Source organism: Stenotrophomonas muris, from assembly GCF_052751275.1.
The window spans coordinates 1,932,067-1,953,790 of record NZ_CP199879.1; the positions used below are offsets into that span (position 1 = coordinate 1,932,067).

Consider the following 21,724-nt stretch of genomic DNA (forward strand, 5'->3'; position numbering starts at 1 on the left):
AGCCCTGCACACAAAAAACCCCGCTTGCGCGGGGTTCTCTGTGTGCCGCATGCAGCAGATGCTTACGGGCGACGGGCCAGGGCCTCGACGTCCTTCGCCTTCGGCAGCAGGTCCTGCTTGCTGACGCGCAGGAAGCCGATCGTCAGCATCGGCACCGCGACCAGGATCGAGGACAGCACCACGATCACCGCACCGATCATGTGCGTCTCGGCCAGGCCTTCCATCGACGCACCGCCGTACAGGTACAGGGCAAGCGCCGACAGGAAGAACATCACCGCGGTGATCACCGTACGCGACAGCGTCTGGTTGATCGAACGGTTCAGCACCTCCATCGAGTCCACGCGCAGGCTGCGGAAGTTCTCGCGGACGCGGTCGAACACCACGATGATGTCGTTGATCGCAAAGCCCATCACCGACAGCAGGCCGGCCAGCACGGTCAGGTCGAACTCACGGCCCAGCAGGGACACGTAGGCGACCGTCACGATCAGGTCGAACATCGCCACGATGCTGGCGGTGACCGCGAACTTCCATTCGAAGCGCACCGCGATGTAGATCAGGAAGCCGGCCAGCATGAAGATGGTGGCGTACAGGCCGTTCTTCGCCAGGTCCTTGCCGATCTGCGGGCCGACGAATGCGGTACTCATCACCGTGGCCTGGTTGTCGGCGCTGGAGAGCACCTTCACCACGGCCGCGGCGGTGGCCTTGTCCTCGGCAGCGGCATCACCGGTGCCCGGCGCATGCTCGCCGTGCGGCGCCAGGCGGATCAGCAGGTCGGTATTGCCACCGACGCTCTGCACCTGGGCACCGTCGAAGCCGTTCTGCTCCAGCTTGGCGCGGACCTGCTCGACGTCCACGGCCTTCTCGAAACGCGTTTCGATCAGGGTGCCGCCGGTGAAGTCCAGTGCGTAGTTGAAGCCCTTGATGCCGATGATGGCGACCGAGGCCAGGAACACCACGATGGTGACTGCCATGGCGACATGGCGCCAGCGCATGAAGTCGATCTTGGTGTCGTTCGGGAGGATGTGCAGCGGAAACAGTTTCATTGTGCGTGTCGTCCCGTCAGATGGCCACGTTCTGGAGCTTCTTGCGACGGCCGTAGATCAGCGTCGCCAGCGCACGCGACACGGTGATCGCAGTGAACATGGAGGCGAAAATACCGATGATCATGGTCAGCGCGAAGCCCTTCAGCGGACCGGTACCGAATGCGAACAGCGCCACGCCGACGATCAGGCCGGTCAGGTTGGCGTCGAGGATGGTGCCCGAGGCACGCTCGTAACCGGTCACGATCGCGGTCTTGCCCGGCACGCCGGCGCGCAGTTCTTCACGGATACGCTCGTTGATCAGCACGTTGGCGTCCACCGACAGGCCCACCGACAACGCCAGGCCGGCGAAGCCCGGCAGGGTCATGGTGGCGCCGAACAGCGACATCACCGCCACCACGATCAGCAGGTTGAACAGCATCGCCGCCGAGGTGATCACACCGAACATGCGGTAGTAGATGCTGAAGAACACCAGGGTGAACAGGAACGCGAACACCACCGCGCGCATGCCGTTCTTGACGTTCTCGGCGCCCAGGCTCGGGCCGACCACGCGCTCTTCGACGAAGTCCATCGGCGCGGCCAGCGAGCCGGACTTCAGCAGCTTGGCCAGGTCCTCGGCTTCCTTCTTCTGCAGGCCGGTGGTCTGGAAGTTCTTGCCGAACACGCCGTTGATGTTGGCCACCGAGATCACTTCCTCGTTGACCTTGAAGCCACGCACTTCCTGGCCGTCGACGACGGTCACGGTCGGCACGCGTTCGGTGTAGACCACCGCCATCGGCTTGTTCACGTTGGCACTGGTGAAGTCGAACATGCGCTGGCCGCCGACATTGTTCAGCGTCACGCTGACGGCCGGGGAGCCACTGTTCGAATCGGTCACCGCCTGCGCGCCGACCATCTGGTCACCGGTGACGATCACGCGCTTGTTCAGCAGGATCGGGCCGCGGCCATCACGCTGCTGGTAGACCTTCGCTTCCGGCGGGATGCGGCCGGAATTGATGGCGTCCTGCGCATTGCCCTCGACCACCGCGCGGTACTCCAGGGTGGCGGTGGCGCCGATCATGCGCTTGGCTTCGGCGGTGTCCTGCACGCCCGGCAGCTGCACGACCACACGGTCGGCACCCTGGCGCTGGATGATCGGCTCGGCCACGCCGAGCTGGTTCACGCGGTTGCGCAGGGTGTTGATGTTCTGCTCGATGGCGCCGTTGGCGATCTGCGTGATCTCGGTCTCCGGCACGGTGACCGTGATGCGGTTGCCGCTGACGTCATAGCCGAGCGTCGGCTGTGCCTTGACCAGGGCGGCACGGGCACGCTGCGCGGCGTCGTCACCGGCGGACGGGCTCAGGTTGGCCACGATGCTGTTGTCCGCACGGCGCTCCACCGACTGGTAGGCGATGCGGGCGTCACGCAGGGTGCCGCGCACGTCTTCGGTGTAGGCATCCAGGCGCTTGTCGAGGGCGGCCTTCTGGTCGACCTGCAGCACGAAGTGCACGCCACCCTGAAGGTCCAGGCCGAGCACCATCGGGCGACCGCCCAGCCGGGCCAGCCAGTCCGGCACGGTCGAGGCCAGGTTCAGGGCCACCGTGTACTTCTCGCCGACGGTGTCGCGCAGGGCATCGCTGGCCGCAGACTGCGACTTCAGGTCCGGCAGGCGGACGATCAGGCTTTCCCCTTCCTTTTCGGCACCGATGGCAGTGACCCCGGCCTTCTTCAGGTCGGCCAGCACACGGTCGCGCAGCGCATCGTCGATCTGCCCGCCACGGTTGGCGGTGATCTGGATGGCCGGGTCCTTCTGGTAGATGTTGGGCAGCGCGTACAGCGCACTGAGCGCCAGTACGATCAGGATGACGACGTACTTCCAGCGTGGAAATTCGAGCATTGCTTGGGTCCCGCGCGGCGCCATCCCCGGCGCCGCGGTTGTGCTTCGGAAAGGGAGTGGCTTACTTGGCCGAATCCAGGGTGCCGGTCGGCAGTACGCTGCCGACAGCGCCCTTCTGCACGCGGATGCGCACGTTCTCGGCCACTTCGATGGTGATGAAGTTGTCGCCGATGTCGGTGACCTTGCCGGCGATGCCACCGTTGGTCAGCACTTCGTCGCCACGCTTGATCTTCTCCAGCATGGACTTGTGTTCCTTCTGCCGCTTCATCTGCGGGCGGATCATCAGGAAGTACATGATGGCGATCAGGATGATCGGGAACAGCAGCGTGGTCAGGCCCATGCCCTGCGGTTGGCCGCCGGCGGCCTGGGCGTGGGCGGCGGGAATCAGGAAAGCAAGCAGGTTCATCGTTGGTCCTTTGGTTGGGCGGCGCTCCCGTCCCTTCAGGGACGGGGGTGTCGACCGCGGATCTGGGTCAGCCTTGAAGTATGCCACGGCCCCGGGCGTTCGTCCTTGGGCCGTTTGGCAGGGGGCGTTCGGGTTACAGCGGCGGGGCCACCGCCCCGCGTGCCGCGTAGAAGGACTCACGGAAGGCCAGGAAGGTTCCCGCCTCGATCGCCGCGCGGATGTCGGCCATCAGCTTTTCGTAGTAGAACAGGTTGTGCAGGGTGCCCAGCATCGGCGCCAGCATCTCGTTGCAGCGGTCCAGGTGGCGCAGGTAGGAACGGGTGTAGCCGCCGGTGCAGGCCACGCAGCCGCAACCCGGCTCGATCGGGTCCATGTCGCGCGCGTACTGGGAGTTGCGGATGCGGACGGTGCCGAACGAGGTGAAATAGTGGCCGTTGCGGGCGTTGCGGGTCGGCATCACGCAATCGAACATGTCCACGCCACGTGCGACACCCTCGACCAGGTCCTCCGGCCGGCCCACGCCCATCAGGTAGCGCGGGCGGTCGCCCGGCAGCTCCGGGTCCAGGTGGTCGAGCATGGCGTTGCGCTCGTGCTCCGGCTCGCCCACGGCCAGGCCGCCGATGGCGTAGCCGTCGAAGCCGATCGCCTGCAGGGCATCGGCCGAGCGGCTGCGCAGGTCGGTATGCACGCCACCCTGGACGATGCCGAACAGGGCCGCGTCGTTGCCCAGTTCGTCATGCGCGTTGCGGCTGCGCTGCGCCCAGCGCAGGCTCAACTCCATCGAACGGCGGGCAACGTCCTCGGTGGCCGGGTACGGGGTGCATTCGTCGAAGATCATCACGATGTCCGAATCGAGCACCTTCTGGATCTTCATGCTCTCCTCGGGACCGAGGAAGACCCGTGCGCCGTCGGTCGGCGAGGCGAAGGTCACGCCCTGCTCGGTGATCTTGCGGCGGTGCGCCAGCGAGAACACCTGGAAGCCGCCGGAGTCGGTCAGGATCGGGCCATCCCAGCGGCAGAAGCCGTGCAGGCCGCCGTGGTCGGCGATGATGTCCAGGCCCGGGCGCAGGTACAGGTGGAAGGTATTGCCGAGGATGATCTCGGCGCCCAGCGCGCGCACCTGGTCCGGCAGGATGCCCTTGACCGAGCCATAGGTCCCCACCGGCATGAAGGCCGGCGTTTCCACCGTGCCACGCGGGAAGGTCAGGCGGCCACGGCGGGCACGGCCGTCGCGGGTCTGGAGCTGGAACTGCAATCGGGACATGGAGCGGTCATTGGGGCAAATAGTTGCCTATTGTCTCCCAAGAAGGCGTGCGCACCAAGGTGCGCACCCACAGGGGGCCCCTGCCCTCCCGGGGCGCGCTACCCCGCCTGCGGGAACAGCAGCATCGCGTCGCCGTAGCTGAAGAAGCGGTAGCGCTGCTCGATCGCGTGCTGGTAGGCCTCGAACACGCGCTCCTTGCCGGCAAACGCGGAGATCATCATCAGCAGCGTGCTTTCCGGCAGGTGGAAGTTGGTCACCATCGCGTCCACGCTGCGGATGCGGTAGCCGGGGGTGATGAAGATCTGCGTCTCGCCGGCGAACGGCAGCAGCTCGCCATCGCGCATCGCGCTTTCCAGCGCGCGCACCACGGTGGTGCCGACGCCGATCACGCGGCCGCCGCCGGCGCGCGTGCGCCGCACCTGCTGCACCAGTTCGGCACCGACATTCAGCCACTCGCGGTGCATCACGTGGTCCTTCAGGTCTTCGGCACGCACCGGCTGGAAGGTGCCCGCGCCCACGTGCAGGGTGACGTGGCCGAACTCCACGCCCTTTTCCTTCAGTGCGGCCAGCAACGGTTCGTCGAAATGCAGGCCCGCGGTCGGTGCCGCCACCGCGCCCACTTCACGCGCGAACACGGTCTGGTAGCGCTCGCGGTCGTCCACGCCCGGCTCGCGCTGGATGTACGGCGGCAGCGGCAGGCGGCCGGCATGCAGCAGCCACTGCTCCAGCGACTCGGGCACGTGGAACTGCAGCACGTAGAACTCGCCATCGCGGCCCAGCACCTCGGCTTCGCCACCGGCATCCAGCGCGATGCGGCTGCCGGCCTTCGGCGACTTGCTGGCGCCCACCTGGGCACGGGCCTGCTGGCCGCCGAGCAAGCGCTCGATCAGGATCTCCACGCGGCCGCCGCTGGCCTTCTGCCCGAACAGGCGCGCCGGGATCACCCGGGTGTCGTTGAACACCAGCAGGTCGCCCGGCTGCAGCAGCGACGGAAGGTCACGCACCTGCAGGTCGGTGAACGCGGCGGGGGCTTGCGGCACCAGCAGCAGGCGGCTGGCGGAGCGCTCGGCCAGGGGCGCCTGCGCGATCAGTTCGGCCGGCAGGTCGTAGTTGAAATCGGACTTCTTCAAGGCAGTGGGCGGCAACAGGTCGACAATGGCGCGCATTGTACGTCCAGCGTCTGCGAGCCGGCGTGCTTCGCGGCGAACGTCGCGCAAAATGCTGCTATGCAGCAGGTTTTTGCGGGGTTATCGCGCAAAAAAACAAGTGCTAGCATCGAGTCGGAAGTCCGCTGCACGAGCCTGCCCCCAAGCGCGCGTTGACGCGCGTTTTGCTTTTGAAGGCCCGTGCGACCCATCGTTTCAGGAGATCTGCAATGAGCTTCATCGAACGCCTCGCCCCCCTGCGCACCCAGCCCGGCATCCGCCTCACCACCGGCCTGGACGACGCCACCCTGACCGCCCTGTCCGTCCGCCACCCGCAGCTGATCGCCGCAGTGGATGCCGCCGCCGAGGAGTTCGCGCGCGTGCAGGCCGACCTGGGGCCGCTGCTGGCGCAGGACGAACAGGCGCAGATCGACGCGATGCAGGACGGCTTCGTCAATTTCTACGCCGATGATGCAGTGACCCCGTACGTGGCGCTGGCCGCGCGTGGCCCCTGGGTGGTCACCCTGAAGGGCGCGGTGCTGTACGACGCCGGCGGCTACGGCATGCTCGGCTTCGGGCACACCCCGGATGCCGTGCTGGAGGCGATGGCACGCCCACAGGTGATGGCCAACATCATGACCCCCAGCCTGTCGCAGCAGCGCTTCATCACGGCCCTGCGCGCCGAGATCGGCCACCGCCGTGGCGGCTGCCCGTTCGCGCGCTTCATGTGCCTGAATTCCGGCTCCGAGGCGGTTGGCCTGGCCGCGCGCATCGCCGACGTCAACGCCAAGCTGCAGACCGACCCGGGCGCGCGCCACGCCGGCGCCACGATCAAGCGCGTGGTGGTCAAGGGCAGCTTCCATGGCCGTACCGACCGCCCTGCCCTGTATTCCGATTCCAGCCGCAAGAGCTACATGCAGCACCTGGCCAGCTACCGCGGCGAGGATTCGGTGATCACCGTGGCGCCGTACGACGAGGCCGGCCTGCGCAATGTGTTCGAGGACGCCGCACGCAACCAGTGGTTCATCGAGGCGGTGTTCCTGGAACCGGTAATGGGCGAAGGCGACCCGGGCCGTTCGGTGCCGCCGGCGTTCTATGCCGTGGCCCGTGAGCTGACCCGTGCGCACGGCAGCCTGCTGCTGCTGGACTCGATCCAGGCTGGCCTGCGCGCGCATGGCGTGCTGTCGGTGGTCGATTACCCGGGCTTCGAAGGCCTGGATCCGCCGGACATGGAGACCTACTCCAAGGCGCTCAACGCCGCGCAGTACCCGCTGTCGGTGCTGGCGGTGACCGAGCACGCCGCGCAGCTGTACCGCAAGGGCATCTACGGCAACACCATGACCAGCAACCCACGCGCGCTGGACGTGGCCTGTGCCACCCTGGCGCAGCTGACCCCGCAGGTGCGTGCCAACATCGCCGAGCGCGGTGCCGAGGCCGTGCGCAAGCTGGAACAGCTCAAGAGCGAACTGGGTGGCCTGATCACCAAGGTGCAGGGCACCGGCCTGCTGTTCTCCTGCGAGCTGGCCCCGCAGTTCAAGTGCTACGGCGCCAATTCCACCGAGGAATGGCTGCGCCAGCACGGCATCAACGTGATCCACGGCGGCGAGAATTCGCTGCGCTTCACCCCGCACTTCGGCATGGACAGCGATGAGCTGGACCTGCTGGTCGGCATGGTGGGCCGCGCCCTGCGTGAAGGCCCGCGTCGCGAACAGGCGGCTGCCGCGTAAGCCTGCTTGGCGTTTGTAGAGTCGAGCCATGCTCGACTCAGCCTTTGCCGCGATCTGAACGAAGCGCAGCCGAGCGTGGCTCGGTTCTACAGAAGGCCTGTCAAGGCCTCATAATCCACCGACACCCCGTCCCTGACCGCCCTGCGGTTGGCGACGGGGCGTTTTCGTTTCCGGCCAAGAGACAGGAAGATCCATGAAATCGATCTGTGTGTACTGTGGTTCCAACGCTGGCAGCAAGCCGGCCTACACCGAACGCGCCATTGCCCTGGGTGATCGCATCGCCCGTGACGGCCTGCGCCTGGTGTATGGCGGCGGCAACGTCGGCCTGATGGGAACCGTGGCCAATGCCGTGCTCGCCGCCGGCGGGGAGGTGACCGGCGTGATCCCGCGCCAGCTGGCCGACTGGGAAGTGGCCCACCGCGGCCTGACCGAACTGGAGATCGTCGGTTCGATGCATGAGCGCAAGTCGCGCATGTTCGACCTCGCCGATGGCTTCGTCGCCCTGCCCGGCGGCTTCGGCACCATGGAAGAGATCTTCGAGATGCTGACCTGGCGCCAGCTGGGCATCGGCAACAAGCCATGCGCCTTCCTCGACGTGGAAGGCTTCTACGCCCCGCTGATCGGCATGATCGATCGCATGGTGGAAGAGCGCTTCCTGCATCCGGACCAGCGCCAGGACCTGTGGTACGGCTCGGACATCGAGGAAATGCTGGAGTGGATGCAGAACTATCAGCCGGCCCAGGCTTCCAAGTGGATCGACGAGAAGCGTCGCTCCGCCCTGCGCTGAGGCGACCCGGCGCGGTGGCTCAGGCCACCGCGCCGTCCCACGGCGCCGGGCGGCCCAGCAGGTAGCCCTGGCCGTAGTCGCAACCAAGTTCGCGCAGCGTCTGCCGCTGCGCTTCGGTCTCGATGCCTTCGCCGATGGTTTCGATGCCCAAGGTGCGGGCCAGTGACAGCACGCCCTCGACCAGCGCGCGCGTGCTCTGCACTTCCGGCCCATGCAGGCCGGCGATGAAGCTCTGGTCGATCTTCAACGTGCTGATCGGGAAGCGGTGCAGGTAGGACAGCGCCGAGAAGCCGGTACCGAAATCGTCCAGCTGCACCTGGATGCCACGCTCGCGCAGGCCCTGCAGGATGCGCAGCGTGTGCGGGCCATCATCCAGCAGCGCCACCTCGGTAATCTCCAGGCGCAGCCGGCGTGGGTCGGCGCCGCATGCATCGAGCAGGCCGAACAGGCGGCCACTGAACTCGGCCGAGCGGAAATGGCGTGGCGATACGTTCACCGAGACATAGCCGTGGCCGCCTTCGGCCAGTCCCGCGATGACCTGTTCGTAGATCAGCCAGTCGACCTGCTCGATCAGGCCGCTTTCCTCGCCCAGCTCCAGGAACGCCCCGGGCAGCAACAGGCCACGACGCTCGTGGCGCCAGCGCAGCAAGGCCTCGTGCCCCACCACTTCGCCGTCGGACAGGCGCACGATCGGCTGGTAGAACGGCACGAAGTCGCGGTTGTTGATCGCACGCCGCAGATCCGCTTCCAGGTCCAGGCTGCGCATCGCTTCTTCGCGCATGTCCTCGTCGAAGATCGCGCAGCGGTCATGACCCTGCGCCTTGGCCCGGTACATCGCCGCGTCTGCGTCGCGCAGCAGTTCTTCACCGGTCCGGTAGCGCGGGTTCCACAAGGCGATGCCCAGGCTGCCGGACGGGAACAGTTCGCGCCCGGCGATCCACATCGATTCCTGCAGTGCCAGCAACAGCCGCTGGCCGAACTCCAGCGCCTGTGCCAGCCCCTGCGGACACTGCAGCAGCACCGCGAACTCATCGCCGCCCAGCCGCGCCACCACGTCATCGGTGCCGGCCATCGATACGATGCGCTTGGCCACCTCCACCAGCATGCGATCGCCGGCAGCGTGGCCGATGCTGTCGTTGACCAGCTTGAAGCGGTCCAGGTCGAGGAACAGCACGGCGAACACCGGCCCACCCTCGCGCTTGGCCAGCGCCAGCGCATCCTGCAGGCGATCGAGCAGGTGCAGGCGGTTGGGCAGGCCGGTCAGCGCATCGTGCATGGCCTGATGGGTCAGGCGCTGCTCGGCACGCAGGCGCTCGCCGATCTGCCCGAGCAGCTTCTCGTTGACCTCGGCCAGCTCGCGGGTACGTTCCTCCACGCGCTTTTCCAGCTCGGCATGCGCCGAACGCAGCTGCTGCTGGTCGCGCTGGCGCGCCAGCCCGGTTCCGATGTTCTGTGCAACGAAGGTCAACAAGCGCTGATCGTGCACGCTGAACGTGCTGTTCTCGCTGTAGCTCTGCACCACGATCGCGCCGACCACCTCGTCATCGCGCAGCAGCGGCACACCCAGCCAGCAATGCGAACGTGCGCCCGATTCGCGCACTTCGCCGCTGACCAGCAGTGCGTCGATCTGCTGCCGCGAAGCCAGCAACGGACGCCGGTTGCGCACCACGTACTCGGTCAGGCCGCGGCTGAACGGGCGTGGCGCACGGCTGGCGTTGTGCTCGTCCACCGAGTAGACGAAGTCCAGGCCGCTGCCGGCCCCGTTCACCAGCGCGATGTAGAAATTGCGCGCGTCAAGCAGGCGCCCGACCACGCCATGCACCTGCCCGTAGAACTGGGCCAGGCTGTCGGCCGACATCGCCATCTCGGCGATGTTGTACAGCGCGGTCTGCAGCTGCTCTGCGCGGCGGCGCTCGGCCACTTCATCCTGCAGGCTGTGGTTGGCACGCTGCAGCTCCAGCGTGCGCCGCTCCACCTGCTGTTCCAGCCGGACCTGCGCCTGGCGCCGGTCCATCGCGGTCTGCACGTGCTGCGCGACAAAACCCAGCAGCGCCCGCTCGGCCTCGCCATAACGGGCCGCCAGCTCATAGCTCTGCACCACGATGGCGCCGCATACCCGGCCATCGCGCAGCATCGGCACGCCCAGCCAGTCCAGGCTCTCCGGTCCACGCTGCGGGTCGTGCTCCTGCTCGACCACGCGCGCCAGCAACTCGCGCGAGGGGCCGCTGAGCGGCTTGCCGTGGCGCAGCAACGCCACGGTCAGGCTGCGCGGCATCTCATCGGCGTCATGGCTCTGCGACGGATCGGCGACGAAGTCATCGACCTGGTCGGCGAAGTACAGGAAGCGGATCTGGTCGCGGACATCGTCGTACTCGACGATGTAGCAGTTTTCCGCGTACATCAGCGTGCCAAGCACGCCGTGCACGTGACGCAGCATCTCCGACATCTCGAGGTCGGCGCCAGCCAGATCGGCGATCTGGAACAGCGCCTGCTGCAGCCGTTCAGCTTCTTCCAGCGCCTTGATCTGCCCGGCCTGGCGACCGCGCTGCAGCGCCAGCTCCATGGCCTGCCGGGCCAGCCCCCACCACGCCGCTGAAGGCACGGCACCTTCGACCGACAACTGCAGGCGGGCACCGTCATATTCCCAGCCATGGCAACCGTTGCCCACGCCGGGCACCGTCAACGCGTCGGCCGCCGCGACAGCCGGCCAGCCGCCCTGTCCGCGGCCCAGCTGCGGGTCATCCCAGCCAACGCGGACCACGGCCGAGTCCGGCAGCAGCGCATGCAATGCGCGCACCAGCGCCGTGCTCAGCACGGCCTCGTGTGGTGGCTCTTCCGCCGGTTCAACGTGCGTGGACAAATGACAATCTCTCGGCGCCGTCTGTGCGTCGCCTCCCCTGAGCCGCCGAGCATAGCGCGCCACCCGGGGGGCAATGGAAGCCCGTAAACCCCGAATCGTGCGCCCGTACGTTTTTCCTCCTGCCCGTAGCCGCTTCCACGCCATGAACCTCGCCCTGCCCGCCCCCGTCACCGGCTATGCGCCACCGCCTGCAGGCCTTACCCTGTACGCCGTGGAAGCCAGCGCACTGCCAACCGATGAAGCCTTGATGCTGGCCTGGGCCGGTGGCGACCTGCGCGCGTTCGAAAGCCTGTATGCACGCCATCGCAAGCGCCTGTTCGGCTTCCTGCTGCGGCAACTGCGCGACAACGCGTTGGCCGAGGAGATCTTCCAGGATGTCTGGCAGCGGGTGATCAGCGCGCGCGCGGGCTGGCAGCCTGACGCTGCATTCAGCACCTGGCTGTTCCGCATCGCCCACAACCGCCTGAACGACCACTGGCGGGCCGCTCGCCATCGCCCTGCCGCACCGGCCGACGCCGACCTGCGCCTGGCCGCGATCGAGGACGGGCAGACCCCGGAAGCCGAGCTTTCCGAATTCGAACAACGTCGCCGCATCCAGCTGGCGATGGGGCAACTGCCGCCCGAGCAGCGCGAAGTGCTGCAGCTGCGGCTGGATCAGGAACTGAGCCTGGAGGAGATCGGCCAGATCACCGGCGTAGGCCGGGAAACCGTGAAATCGCGGCTGCGCTATGCGATGGACAAGCTGCGTGCGGGATTGAACGCATGAACCGAGACGAACCGCTGACGCCGGAAGAACGCGAGCTGGCGCGCCTGCTCGGCCGTCGCGTCGAACAGGCCCCGCCGGCCGCGCTGGACGCCACCATCCTGGCCGCGGCGCGCGCTGCCGTGCACGCACCGGCGGCCGATGCTGCTGTCTCCGCCGAGGCGCCGCGCAGGCAGCGCACACGTCCGCGTTGGCCGGCGGTGTTCGGCATCGCCGCCTCGATGGTGTTCGCCATCGGCATCGCCTGGCAGCTGCGCCCGGAACCGCCGCCGGTTCCGGCAGGCGAGGCCGCTGTTGCCGCGGCGCCCGCTGCGGCAGACGTCGCGGCCGCCGATCGGGCCGCTGGGAGCAGTCCAGCCGACAGCGCGGTTGCCGCATCGGAAACGGCCACCGAACCTGCAGCACCCGAGGCGGCCCCTGTTGCCGCTCCCCCGGCGCCGTCCGTCGCGCGGGTAGCCAAGCCTGCGCCGACCGAGACTGCTGAAGCTCCGGCCCAGGCTGCACGATCGATGGCGGCGGATGCGGCCGCCGATACGTCCTTTGCCGCGCTCCCGCCTGGTCCGGCCACCGCACCGGCAGCGGCACCGCCCGCGCCTCCCGCACCGGCTGCCTATTCGGCACCTGCACCGGCATTGGCGCCGGCCCCGGCAGGGGCGCTGAAAGCACGCAGCGCCGAGGCGCCAGTGGCCAACGCTGCCGATGCGGAACGGGCGCAGGCACTGGATCGGGTAGAGATCACCTCGATGAAGCGGCAGGCCCCGAGCCGCTCCGCGCCCGGCGTCATGCGCCGCGGCGCCGACGCGCGGCTCAGTGCGGATGCCGTGCAGGCCGAGGTGGACGCCGATGCACAGCTGCCGCGACGGCAGTGGCTGCAGAAGATCCGCGCGCGCCGCGATGACGGCCAGCGCGACCTGGCCCGCGCCAGCCTGGAGCGCTATGTGCAGCAGTATCCGGAAGCACGCCTGCCGCGCGACCTGCGCCCGCTGCTGGACGACTGAAGCGGGCAGTGACCTCTGGCGACCCCGTAGAATGGCGGGAATGCCCGATACCCTCGCCCAGCCGGTAAGCCACACGCTGGAAGTCAAACACAGCCGCTTCATTGCCCATGCCGCGCCGATCGATGGCGCCGCGGCAGCATTGGCGTTCCTGCAACAGGTGGCCGTAGCCGACGCAACCCACAACTGCTGGGCCTACCGGCACGGCCAGGACTACCGCTCCAGTGACGATGGCGAGCCCGCCGGCACCGCTGGGCGGCCGATCCTGGCTGCGATCGACGGCCAGGGCTTCGACCGGGTGGTGGTGGTCGTGACGCGCTGGTTCGGCGGCATCAAGCTGGGCGCCGGTGGACTGGTGCGCGCCTACGGTGGCGCCGCCGCCGAATGCCTGCGTACCGCCCCGCGCTTGCCGCTGGTGGCGATGGCCCGGCTGCAGCTGTTGGCCGGCTTCGAGGATCTGGGCACCCTGCATGCCACCCTTCCCAGCTTCGGCGCCGTGAAGCGCGATGAACAGTTCGATGCCAACGGCGTGTGCCTGCGGGTCGAATTGCCGGCCGATCAGGTCGATGCATTGAAAATCCGCCTGCGCGACGCCACCCGTGACCGTATCCGCATACAAGACGACGACCAGGATGACTGACAAGGACGACGCCCCCGCCTCGGCCCCACCGCTGCGCCGCCTCGGCAGCCTGAGGACGCTGTGGCCGTTCGTGCGCCGCCACAGCGGGCTGTTCACCGCCTGGCTGCTGGCGCTGGCGGTCTCTTCGGCCGCCACGCTGAGCCTGCCCCCCGCCGTGAAGCAGATGATCGACCACGGCTTCACCAGCGGTGGCCAGATCAACCGTGCCTTCGCCCTGCTGATGCTGGTGGCGGTGGTGCTGGCACTGGCAACGGCCGCACGGTTCTTCTTCGTGTCGCTGCTTGGCGAAAAAGTCGTGGCCGACCTGCGCAGCCGCCTGTACGCACACCTGATCCAGCTCGGTGCCGGTTTCCATGACCGCAGCCGTAGCGGCGAACTGGTCTCGCGCCTGACCGCTGACAGCGAACTGCTGCGCAGCGTGGTCGGCTCGACCATGTCGGTCGCCCTGCGCAGCAGCGTCACCGTGGTCGGCAGCCTGGCCATGCTGTTCGTCACCAGCCCCAGGCTGGCGGCATGGTCGCTGCTCGGCATCCCACTGGCGGTACTGCCGATCATCATCGGCGCGCGCAAGCTGCGCACGGTTGCACGCAGCAGCCAGGACCGCATCGCCGATGCCAACAGCCTGGCCAGCGAGACGCTGGGCGCCGTGCGCACGGTGCAGGCACATGCACGCGAGCCTTACGAGCGCGGACGCTTCGACAAGGCACTGGGCGATGCCATCGGCGCCGCGCGCCGACGCATCGGTGCGCAGTCGCTGGTCACCGCCAGCGCCATCCTGCTGGTGTTCGGCGCCATCGTTGGCGTGCTGTGGCTGGGCGCGCACGATGTCATCGACGGGCGCCTCAGTGCCGGCACGCTGGGGCAGTTCGTGCTGTACGCGCTGATCGGCGGCGGCTCGGTGGGCGCGCTGGCCGAAGTGTGGAACGAACTGCAGCGTGCAGCCGGTGGCATGGGCCGCATTGGCGAGCTGCTGCAGGAAGACATCGAGATCCGTGCGCCGGCGCAGCCGCACGTTCTGCCGCAACCATTGCGCGGCGAAATCCAGTTCGACGACGTGGTGTTCCACTATCCGCAACGTCCGGACCAGGCCGCGCTGGACCACTTCAACCTGCATGTCCGCCCGGGCGAGACGGTGGCCCTGGTCGGCCCGTCGGGCGCGGGCAAGAGCACGGTGCTGTCGATGCTGCTGCGCTTCCACGATCCGGCCAGCGGCCGCATCTGCGTGGATGGCATCGACGTTCGCCAGGTCGATCCGGCCGAGCTGCGCGCGCAGCTGGCGCTGGTGCCGCAGCAGCCGACGCTGTTCGCGGCCAGTGCGCGCGACAACATCCGCTATGGCCGCCTGCAGGCCAGTGACGCCGAGGTCGAAGCTGCCGCGCGTGCGGCCGAGGCCGATGGCTTCCTGCGCGCGTTGCCGCAGGGCTACGACAGTGAGCTGGGCGAACGTGGTGCGCGCCTGTCCGGTGGCCAGCAGCAGCGCGTGGCGATTGCCCGCGCACTGCTGAAGGACGCGCCGATCCTGCTGCTCGATGAAGCCACCAGCGCGCTGGACGCACAGAGCGAGCACAGCGTGCAGCAGGCGCTGGAGCGGCTGATGGCCGGTCGCACCACGCTGGTCATCGCCCACCGCCTGGCCACCGTGCTCAAGGCCGACCGCATCGTGGTGATGGACCAGGGCCGCATCGTGGCCGAAGGTACCCATGCCCAGCTTCTGGCCGAAGGCGGACTGTACGCTGAACTGGCACGACTGCAGTTCATCGATTGATGACGGCCGGCTAACATCGGCCGGACCAAGCTGGCCTCGCATCAGCAGCATCCGCTGAAGGAGGTACGCGATGTCGTTCCGTCAGTTCCCTGCAGTCGACAGCAATGGCGAAAGCCACATCATCATCGAGTTCAAGCCCGAGGCGAATGGCAGCGGGCATCACTCTGAATCCACGCCGCGTTACGAGCTGGATGACGGGCGTCATCTGGTTCGCAATGGCCGCGAATTCACCACCAGCGGTGGCGAACTGCGGTTGATGATCTAGCGCTGCCCACCTTGGTGGGCACTGGCCGTGTCACCCTGCTCTGGTAGGTGTCGACCTCGGTCGACACGCGCTTTGCCAAGGGCAGTCGAGCAAGGCTCGACTCCACAAGAAGGCGTGATCAATTTTTCACCAAGCATCTTGACAGCCTTGCCTGACAAGGGCTGCGCAGGGTTATCCACACGTTTGCTCAGAAACCATCCACACCGCCTGTGGATGAATTCAGCCCAGCACCCGTCCGATGCCGCTGGCGTCCACGTCGGCCGCGGCCCGGGTGATCGCCGCCGGATCGCTGCCGGCCACGAATCCGATGCGGAAGTGCACTTCACCGCCGGGCGTGCGCGAGGAATGGATCGAAGCCAGGCTGATGCCATGCTGCTCGAACACGTTCAACAGCTCGCGCAGCGAGCCAGGCCGGTCCTCCGGCAGGTGCACCGACAGCGCGTTGCGCTCGGTCAGATCGGCCAGCAGATACCCCACGCGTTCGAACGTGTAGTTGCCATCCGCCAGGGCCTGCTCGCCGAAGGCACTGCGATTGGCTGACAGCAGCTGCTCACGGAATGCAGCCCGTGCGCCGTCGTCGCCCTGTCCGACCTGCACCTGCAGGGCCTGCAGCTGCCCCACCAGCCGCTCCAGCATCGGCGCCACGTACGGGTTGCCGAACTGGATGTCTTCGTAGATCGCCGGATTCAGCGACAGGATGCGCGAGATGATCGCCGTGCCCAGCTCGAACGACGCCGAACGGTACGGCATCATCGCGGCCAGATCGCCCAGCTGCGGCTGGTACTGGCGCAGCACGCCTGCCTGCGCCAGGTGGGTGGCATGCACCATCGCCTGCACCAGCGCCATCATCTGGTCGTGGTGCTGCGGCGTCGCGCGCACGCACTCGGCCTGCAGCGCGGTGCACAGCGTATCGACCCATGCCCGCCAGTGCTGCAGCCGCGCTTCGCAGACCACCATCACCCGCCCCTTCAGGGTCGGCGCCTTGGGTGGCGCGGTCATCGGGTGCAGTCCGACCACTTCGGCCTGCGAGGCCAGCATCGCCTGCACCGGTGCCTCCTTTACCGAGGTCACATCCAGCCACAGCCTGCCCTGCTCGCGGCCCGCCGATTGCCGCACGTACTCGGCGATCAACGCCGGCGTGTGCCGGATCGGTGCCGAGAACACCAGTACATCGGCCTGCGCCAGCAGGTGTTCCGGCGTGTGCGAGTCCGGGTCGGCCGGGTCATGGCCGATCACCTGCAGCTGCAGGTGCTGCTGGAAGAAGCGGCACAGCCAGCGCCCATAGGCACCAGCACTGCCGACGATGCCGACCGTGCGCGGCGTGCGTGGATCCAGGCCGCTCATGCCACGCGTTCAGCGCGGAAGCGCGTTCCTTCGGCCAGCGCCGCCGGCGCGGCAGCGATCACGTCAAACTCCTCGAAGCCGTTGTCCAGGGTCGCCTCCAGCGCCGCATGGGTGCCGGCAATCGCGCGCGAAATCGCCTGCTGCATCGACTCACCGCGCAGCAGGAACGACACCACCAGCGACATCAGCACGTCACCGGTACCGGCCACGTCCACCGGCAGCAGCGGTGAGGTCCAGCGCCAGGTTTCCTCGTGCCCGACCGCCAGGGTGACCAGCTCACCCGGGTTGCCGCCTACGCTGTGCGCGATCACCCAGTGCGGGCCACGATCCAGCAGCGTGCGCGCGGCGGCGATGGCATCGGCCTCGGCCAGTGCCGGCATGCCGGTCAGGCGATTCAGTTCGAAGGCATTGGGCGTCACCAGCCAGGCGTGGGGCAGCAGGCGCTCGGCGAAGATCGCTTCCAGGCCCGGTTCCACGTAGGGTCCGGTATGGGTATCACCGATCACCGGGTCCAGGCAGTAACGCAGCTGTGGGCAGGCCGGCAGGATGTTGTCCAGCCAGTCGGCGAAGGCCGCACCGTTGGCGGTGCTGCCGAAGTAGCCGGACACCAGCATCTTCGCCCGCTGCGGCAGGCCACGCTCGTGGGTACCCAGCAGCAGGTCGGCAAACCAGTCGGCGGGCAGCACGCGGCCCCGCGTAGTGTCGTAGAACGGCGCATTGCTCAGCAGCACGGTCGGGATTTCGGCGACGCGCACGCCCAGTGCGCACATCGGCGGGACGGCGGCACTGTTGCCGGCGTGGCCGTACACAAGTTGCGACTGGACCGAGATGACATCGATCGGCGACGGCCCATCCGGCCGCTGGCGGCGGCCGTGGACCAGGTGGTTATCAAGGGATTCGCTCATGGCCGCATTCTACGCCCAAGGGAGTTTTCGGCAGGGCTTGCAGCCCTGCACCTGCCGAAGGCGAAGCCGAAGCAAGATCAAGAGCCGCATTCCGTGGGATGGCGGGGCGGTGTGGGTGGTCAGGACACGCCGTAAACCCCCCTCCGGGGTCCGGCCCAGCCGCTGGCGGCTGTGCGTTCGGGCGCTTGCGAAGCAGTGCTTCGCAAGCGAAGCGCCCTCACCCATGGGGGCTCGATGGCGCCATCCATGGCGCCAACGGTCCTGCCCACCCACACCGCCCCGCCTCTGACAGATTCCCGCGACTTTTGGTGGGTGCCGACCGTTGGTCGGCACATCTGTGGGATACCGAAATAAATCGGGGTCAGATCCGTTTTCCTTCGGAAAACGGATCTGACCCCACGAGCTGTTCCGACAGATCGCGGAAAACAGTCGAAAGCGGGGTGGGTCCGGTTGCAGGGGTGTCCGCGGCATGGATGCCGCGGCCAAGCCCCCAGGGATGGGTTTACGGCGTCCCCTGCAACCGAACCCACCCCGCCAACCCACGGATGGCCCGCTTCTGCTGTTGACGTTGCTTCGGCAGGTGCAGGGCTGCAAGCCCTGCAACCCAACCCCCTCAGTGAGCAGCAGGCCGCGACGGTGGCAGCCACGCTGCGACGATACCGAGCAGCGGCAGGAACGCGGTCAGCTGATAGACGAATTCAATGCTGGTCCTGTCTGCCAGCATGCCCAGCACGGCCGCGCCAAGCCCGCCCATGCCGAATGCAAAGCCGAAGAACAGGCCGGACACCATGCCGATGCGGTGCGGCATCATCTCCTGCGCGTACACCACGATGGCCGAGAACGCCGAGGAGAGCACGAAGCCGATCAGCACTGCCAGCACTGTGGTCCATAGCAGATCGGCGTGCGGCAGCATCAGCGCGAACGGGGCCACGCCGAGGATCGAGGTCCAGATGATCGGCTTGCGGCCGATGCGGTCACCCAGCGGGCCGCCGAGGAAACCACCGGCGGCAGACGCCACCAGGAACGCGAACAGATGCAGTTGCGCCTGTGCCACCGGAATGCCGAAGTGGTGGATCAGGTAGAAGGTGAAGTAGCTGCCGATGCTGGCCATGTAGAAGTACTTGCTGAAGATCAGCACCAGCAGGATCGCCAGCACCTTGGCCACGGTGCGCGACGAATGCCGCGGGGCCATAGACGCGGTGCTGGCCGGACGCGGTGTGCCCAGGTGCAGTGCATACCAGCGGCCAACATAGGTCAGCAGCGCGATGCCGATCAGCGCGGCGCCGGCAAACCATGATGCGGCACGCTGGCCATACGGCACGATCACGGCCGCAGCGATCAACGGCCCCAGCGCGGTACCGAAGTTGCCACCCACCTGGAACACCGACTGCGCGAAGCCATGGCGACCGCCCGAGGCCAGCCGGGCGATGCGCGAGGCCTCCGGGTGGAAGATGGCCGAACCAATGCCGACCATCGCCGCAGCCATCAGCACCACCGCGTAGTTCGGCGCAAAGCCGAGCAGCAGCATGCCGCACAGGGTCGAGGCCATACCGATCGGCAGCGAGTACGGTGCCGGGCGGCGGTCGGTGGCCATGCCGATCAACGGCTGGAAGATCGACGCGGTGAGCTGGTAGGTCAGCGTGATCAGGCCGATCTGGGTGAAGCTGAGGTTGAAGCCGCCCTTGATCACCGGATAGATGGCCAGGATCAGCGACTGCATCATGTCGTTGACGACATGCGAGGTGGAGATGGCGGCCAGCACGCCGGGAGCCACCGGGCGTGAGGTCGTTGCGGGAGAAGCCAGGGTCGACATGGACACAGTCAGGTTGGGGGCGAGCCACGCATGCTACGGTGGGCCCCCACTCCCTTCTGCCGCGTTCGGGTCATGGCCTATCGCAAAAAGGACACTCCCTGCCCGATCCGCGAGACCGCGCCGTGGAACGAAGTGCCGGTACACCGCCCGGTGACCAGCCGCGCCCGGCACTACCCGCCCGGTACCCACATCGCGCCACACCGGCATCGCCGTCACCAACTGGTCTTCGCCATGTCCGGCCTGATGGTGGTGCGCGCGGACGGTGGCCGCTGGGTCGTGCCCTCCACCCGCGCGATCTGGGTTCCGGCCGGTATGGTGCATGCGGTGGACTGCATCGCCGAGGTGCACATGCGCAGCCTGTACGTGGAACCGGACTTCGCGCCGCAACTGCCGGATGGGGCGTTCGCAGTACAGGTGGCGCCGCTGCTGCGCGAACTACTGCTGGCGGCCAGCCTGATCGAGTCCGCGCACGTGGACGACAGCCGCGACGGTCGCGTGGTGCGCCTGCTGCTGGACGAGCTGCACCGCATGGACGTGCTGCCGCTGCACCTGCCCTCGCCCACCGACCCGCGCCTGCAGAGGATCTGCCAGCACATCCAGAAGCATCCCGCCGACGACGCCACGCTGCAGGACTGGGCCCAGGCGCTGCAGGTGGACGTGAAGACCATCCAGCGCCATTTCGCCGGCGAACTGGGCATGACCTTCGGGCAGTGGCGGCAGCAGGCGCGCCTGCTGGCCGCCCTGGAGCGGCTGGCAGTCGGCGACAAGGTCATCGATGTGGCGCTGGCGATGGGCTACGACAGCCCCAGCGCGTTCACCAGCATGTTCAAGCGCCAACTGGGGCAGACGCCCGCGGCGTTTTTCCGCTGATCGCAAACGAAAACGCCGGGCATGGCCCGGCGCTACCGCTCAACGCTTCGGTTGAAAAACTCAGGACGTCATCCGGTCCCAGAAGCCCTTCACGCCATCCATGAACGTCGCCGACTTCGGCGAATGCTTGCGTGCTTCCTCGCCGACAAAGGTGGCTTCGAACTGCTCCAGCAGCTTGCGCTGTTCGTTGGTGAGGTTGACCGGGGTCTCCACCACCACGCGGCAGTACAGGTCGCCCTCGCTGCGGCTGCGCACCGAACGCACGCCCTTGCCACGCAGGCGGAACAGCTTGCCGGTCTGGGTCTCGGCCGGGATGCGGATTTCCGCTTCGCCGCCGAGGGTCGCCACGCGTACGGTGTCGCCCAGCGCTGCCTGCGAGATGCGGATCGGCACTTCGCAGTGCAGGTCGTCGCCATCGCGCTGGAAGATCGCATGCTCGCGCACGCGCACTTCCACGTACAGGTCACCCGGCGGCGTACCGGCCGGACCGGCCTCACCTTCACCCTGCAGGCGGATGCGGTCGCCGGTATCGACGCCCGCCGGCACCTTCACCGACAGCACCTTGTCTTCCTCGACACGGCCGTTGCCGTGGCAGGTCTTGCAGGGCTTGGCGATGATCTGGCCACGGCCGCCGCAGTTGTGGCAGGCCTGCTGCATGGCGAAGATGCCGCGCTGGATGCGCACCTGGCCGCGGCCATGGCACACATTGCAGGTTTCGACCTTGCCGTCTTCGGAGCCACTGCCATCGCAGTCGCCGCACTCGGCCAGGGTCGGGATCTCGATGCGGCGCTCGACGCCGCGTACCGCTTCTTCCAGGTCCAGCTCCATCACGTAGCCGATGTCGGCGCCGCGACGGGCCTGGCGCGGCCCACCGCCGCCCCCGCCAAAAATGTTGCCGAAGATATCGCCGAAGATATCGTTCATGTCCGGGCCGCCCGGACCACCACCGCCCATGCCGTGCTCGAACGCGGCGTGGCCGTGGCTGTCGTACATGCGGCGCTTGTTGCCATCGGACAGCACTTCGTAGGCTTCCTTGCACTCCTTGAAGGAGGCTTCGGCCGCCGCATCACCCGGGTTGCGGTCCGGGTGGAACTTCATCGCACAGCGACGGTAGGCCTTCTTCAGCTCGTCGTCGGTGGCGGTGCGGGCAACGCCCAGCACTTCGTAGTAATCGCGCTTGCTCATATGGTGAATCTGGTTCCGGAAAGTCGGGATTCGTCAAAGCGGAAGAGCGGAACCAGGTCCGCTCTTGCGTCGGG

The 21,724-nt window shown here is 67.6% G+C and carries 18 protein-coding genes; 8 read left to right on the top strand and 10 right to left on the bottom strand.

All coding sequences use genetic code 11. The features are described from left to right. Nucleotides 1-62: 62 nt before the first annotated feature. The 5 genes from secF to queA all read right to left on the bottom strand — a co-directional run bounded on the left by secF (nucleotide 63) and on the right by queA (nucleotide 5,752). Nucleotides 63-1,043 carry a protein translocase subunit SecF gene (secF, locus tag ACUVWL_RS08850; protein WP_014646828.1) on the bottom strand — a complete coding sequence of 327 codons (981 nt, stop codon included), beginning with the start codon at nucleotides 1,041-1,043 and terminating at the stop codon, nucleotides 63-65. Between the two features lie 16 nt (nucleotides 1,044-1,059). After that, on the bottom strand, nucleotides 1,060-2,916 hold the full coding sequence (gene secD, locus ACUVWL_RS08855; RefSeq protein WP_046430175.1) for a protein translocase subunit SecD: 1,857 nt from the start codon (nucleotides 2,914-2,916) through the stop codon (nucleotides 1,060-1,062). Between the two features lie 61 nt (nucleotides 2,917-2,977). Then, nucleotides 2,978-3,322, bottom strand: a complete 345-nt coding sequence (gene yajC, locus ACUVWL_RS08860; protein ID WP_014036867.1) for a preprotein translocase subunit YajC — start codon at nucleotides 3,320-3,322, stop codon at nucleotides 2,978-2,980. 133 nt (nucleotides 3,323-3,455) lie between these two features. After that, nucleotides 3,456-4,586 carry a tRNA guanosine(34) transglycosylase Tgt gene (tgt, locus tag ACUVWL_RS08865; RefSeq protein WP_014646826.1) on the bottom strand — a complete coding sequence of 377 codons (1,131 nt, stop codon included), beginning with the start codon at nucleotides 4,584-4,586 and terminating at the stop codon, nucleotides 3,456-3,458. A gap of 98 nt (nucleotides 4,587-4,684) precedes the next feature. After that, nucleotides 4,685-5,752 (bottom strand): tRNA preQ1(34) S-adenosylmethionine ribosyltransferase-isomerase QueA, encoded by a 1,068-nt coding sequence (queA, locus tag ACUVWL_RS08870; RefSeq protein WP_069117160.1) that lies wholly within the window; start codon nucleotides 5,750-5,752, stop codon nucleotides 4,685-4,687. 209 nt (nucleotides 5,753-5,961) lie between these two features. Here queA and ACUVWL_RS08875 point away from each other — a divergent pair, with 209 nt between their 5' ends. Both ACUVWL_RS08875 and ACUVWL_RS08880 read left to right on the top strand, forming a co-directional pair. Continuing rightward, on the top strand, nucleotides 5,962-7,458 hold the full coding sequence (locus ACUVWL_RS08875) for an aminotransferase class III-fold pyridoxal phosphate-dependent enzyme (RefSeq protein ID WP_445979096.1): 1,497 nt from the start codon (nucleotides 5,962-5,964) through the stop codon (nucleotides 7,456-7,458). 193 nt (nucleotides 7,459-7,651) lie between these two features. Continuing rightward, nucleotides 7,652-8,245, top strand: a complete 594-nt coding sequence (locus ACUVWL_RS08880; RefSeq protein WP_014036864.1) for an LOG family protein — start codon at nucleotides 7,652-7,654, stop codon at nucleotides 8,243-8,245. A 19-nt stretch (nucleotides 8,246-8,264) separates the two neighbouring features. Here ACUVWL_RS08880 and ACUVWL_RS08885 read toward each other — a convergent pair whose 3' ends face one another. Next, nucleotides 8,265-11,105, bottom strand: a complete 2,841-nt coding sequence (locus ACUVWL_RS08885) for a bifunctional diguanylate cyclase/phosphodiesterase (protein ID WP_445979097.1) — start codon at nucleotides 11,103-11,105, stop codon at nucleotides 8,265-8,267. A 247-nt stretch (nucleotides 11,106-11,352) separates the two neighbouring features. Between ACUVWL_RS08885 and ACUVWL_RS08890 the strand changes: the two genes are divergently transcribed. The 5 genes from ACUVWL_RS08890 to ACUVWL_RS08910 all read left to right on the top strand — a co-directional run bounded on the left by ACUVWL_RS08890 (nucleotide 11,353) and on the right by ACUVWL_RS08910 (nucleotide 15,533). After that, nucleotides 11,353-11,871, top strand: a complete 519-nt coding sequence (locus tag ACUVWL_RS08890) for an RNA polymerase sigma factor (protein ID WP_445392268.1) — start codon at nucleotides 11,353-11,355, stop codon at nucleotides 11,869-11,871. Beyond that, nucleotides 11,868-12,866 carry a hypothetical protein gene (locus tag ACUVWL_RS08895; protein ID WP_445391564.1) on the top strand — a complete coding sequence of 333 codons (999 nt, stop codon included), beginning with the start codon at nucleotides 11,868-11,870 and terminating at the stop codon, nucleotides 12,864-12,866. Before ACUVWL_RS08890 ends, ACUVWL_RS08895 begins: the two co-directional genes overlap by 4 nt. 40 nt (nucleotides 12,867-12,906) lie before the next feature. Then, on the top strand, nucleotides 12,907-13,503 hold the full coding sequence (locus ACUVWL_RS08900; protein ID WP_142234596.1) for an IMPACT family protein: 597 nt from the start codon (nucleotides 12,907-12,909) through the stop codon (nucleotides 13,501-13,503). After that, nucleotides 13,496-15,268 carry an ABC transporter transmembrane domain-containing protein gene (locus tag ACUVWL_RS08905; RefSeq protein WP_032960563.1) on the top strand — a complete coding sequence of 591 codons (1,773 nt, stop codon included), beginning with the start codon at nucleotides 13,496-13,498 and terminating at the stop codon, nucleotides 15,266-15,268. Before ACUVWL_RS08900 ends, ACUVWL_RS08905 begins: the two co-directional genes overlap by 8 nt. Nucleotides 15,269-15,338: 70 nt before the next feature. Next, the gene (locus ACUVWL_RS08910) at nucleotides 15,339-15,533 is read left to right on the top strand and encodes a hypothetical protein (protein ID WP_014646818.1); all 195 of its coding nucleotides are present in this window, start codon (nucleotides 15,339-15,341) and stop codon (nucleotides 15,531-15,533) included. A gap of 219 nt (nucleotides 15,534-15,752) precedes the next feature. Here ACUVWL_RS08910 and ACUVWL_RS08915 read toward each other — a convergent pair whose 3' ends face one another. The 3 genes from ACUVWL_RS08915 to ACUVWL_RS08925 all read right to left on the bottom strand — a co-directional run bounded on the left by ACUVWL_RS08915 (nucleotide 15,753) and on the right by ACUVWL_RS08925 (nucleotide 19,595). Further along, nucleotides 15,753-16,877 (bottom strand): prephenate dehydrogenase, encoded by a 1,125-nt coding sequence (locus ACUVWL_RS08915; RefSeq protein WP_049441899.1) that lies wholly within the window; start codon nucleotides 16,875-16,877, stop codon nucleotides 15,753-15,755. Further along, complete coding sequence (gene pdxY / locus ACUVWL_RS08920) at nucleotides 16,874-17,782, bottom strand: pyridoxal kinase (RefSeq protein WP_049441901.1); 909 nt, start codon at nucleotides 17,780-17,782, stop codon at nucleotides 16,874-16,876. Before pdxY ends, ACUVWL_RS08915 begins: the two co-directional genes overlap by 4 nt. A 613-nt stretch (nucleotides 17,783-18,395) precedes the next feature. Beyond that, nucleotides 18,396-19,595, bottom strand: coding sequence for an MFS transporter (locus tag ACUVWL_RS08925; protein WP_041863321.1), 1,200 nt, complete (start codon nucleotides 19,593-19,595; stop codon nucleotides 18,396-18,398). A gap of 72 nt (nucleotides 19,596-19,667) precedes the next feature. On the opposite strand from ACUVWL_RS08925, the gene ACUVWL_RS08930 reads away from it, so the two are divergent. Then, entirely contained in the window at nucleotides 19,668-20,465 is a 798-nt protein-coding gene (locus tag ACUVWL_RS08930; protein ID WP_014646814.1) for an AraC family transcriptional regulator, read from the top strand. 60 nt (nucleotides 20,466-20,525) lie between these two features. On the opposite strand, the gene dnaJ is transcribed toward ACUVWL_RS08930, so the two are convergent. Continuing rightward, nucleotides 20,526-21,650: a molecular chaperone DnaJ gene (gene dnaJ, locus ACUVWL_RS08935; protein ID WP_014036853.1), complete on the bottom strand. Its 1,125-nt coding sequence runs from the start codon at nucleotides 21,648-21,650 to the stop codon at nucleotides 20,526-20,528. Nucleotides 21,651-21,724: the final 74 nt, after the last annotated feature.

What these genes read in the sequence shown, in the direction of transcription:
- secF (WP_014646828.1), bottom strand. Translation starts at nt 1,043, where the DNA reads ATGAAACTGTTTCCGCTGCACATCCTCCCGAACGACACCAAGATCGAC.
- secD (WP_046430175.1), bottom strand. Translation starts at nt 2,916, where the DNA reads ATGCTCGAATTTCCACGCTGGAAGTACGTCGTCATCCTGATCGTACTG.
- yajC (WP_014036867.1), bottom strand. Translation starts at nt 3,322, where the DNA reads ATGAACCTGCTTGCTTTCCTGATTCCCGCCGCCCACGCCCAGGCCGCC.
- tgt (WP_014646826.1), bottom strand. Translation starts at nt 4,586, where the DNA reads ATGTCCCGATTGCAGTTCCAGCTCCAGACCCGCGACGGCCGTGCCCGC.
- queA (WP_069117160.1), bottom strand. Translation starts at nt 5,752, where the DNA reads ATGCGCGCCATTGTCGACCTGTTGCCGCCCACTGCCTTGAAGAAGTCC.
- ACUVWL_RS08875 (WP_445979096.1), top strand. Translation starts at nt 5,962, where the DNA reads ATGAGCTTCATCGAACGCCTCGCCCCCCTGCGCACCCAGCCCGGCATC.
- ACUVWL_RS08880 (WP_014036864.1), top strand. Translation starts at nt 7,652, where the DNA reads ATGAAATCGATCTGTGTGTACTGTGGTTCCAACGCTGGCAGCAAGCCG.
- ACUVWL_RS08890 (WP_445392268.1), top strand. Translation starts at nt 11,353, where the DNA reads ATGCTGGCCTGGGCCGGTGGCGACCTGCGCGCGTTCGAAAGCCTGTAT.
- ACUVWL_RS08895 (WP_445391564.1), top strand. Translation starts at nt 11,868, where the DNA reads ATGAACCGAGACGAACCGCTGACGCCGGAAGAACGCGAGCTGGCGCGC.
- ACUVWL_RS08900 (WP_142234596.1), top strand. Translation starts at nt 12,907, where the DNA reads ATGCCCGATACCCTCGCCCAGCCGGTAAGCCACACGCTGGAAGTCAAA.
- ACUVWL_RS08905 (WP_032960563.1), top strand. Translation starts at nt 13,496, where the DNA reads ATGACTGACAAGGACGACGCCCCCGCCTCGGCCCCACCGCTGCGCCGC.
- ACUVWL_RS08910 (WP_014646818.1), top strand. Translation starts at nt 15,339, where the DNA reads ATGTCGTTCCGTCAGTTCCCTGCAGTCGACAGCAATGGCGAAAGCCAC.
- ACUVWL_RS08915 (WP_049441899.1), bottom strand. Translation starts at nt 16,877, where the DNA reads ATGAGCGGCCTGGATCCACGCACGCCGCGCACGGTCGGCATCGTCGGC.
- pdxY (WP_049441901.1), bottom strand. Translation starts at nt 17,782, where the DNA reads ATGAGCGAATCCCTTGATAACCACCTGGTCCACGGCCGCCGCCAGCGG.
- ACUVWL_RS08925 (WP_041863321.1), bottom strand. Translation starts at nt 19,595, where the DNA reads ATGTCGACCCTGGCTTCTCCCGCAACGACCTCACGCCCGGTGGCTCCC.
- ACUVWL_RS08930 (WP_014646814.1), top strand. Translation starts at nt 19,668, where the DNA reads ATGGCCTATCGCAAAAAGGACACTCCCTGCCCGATCCGCGAGACCGCG.
- dnaJ (WP_014036853.1), bottom strand. Translation starts at nt 21,650, where the DNA reads ATGAGCAAGCGCGATTACTACGAAGTGCTGGGCGTTGCCCGCACCGCC.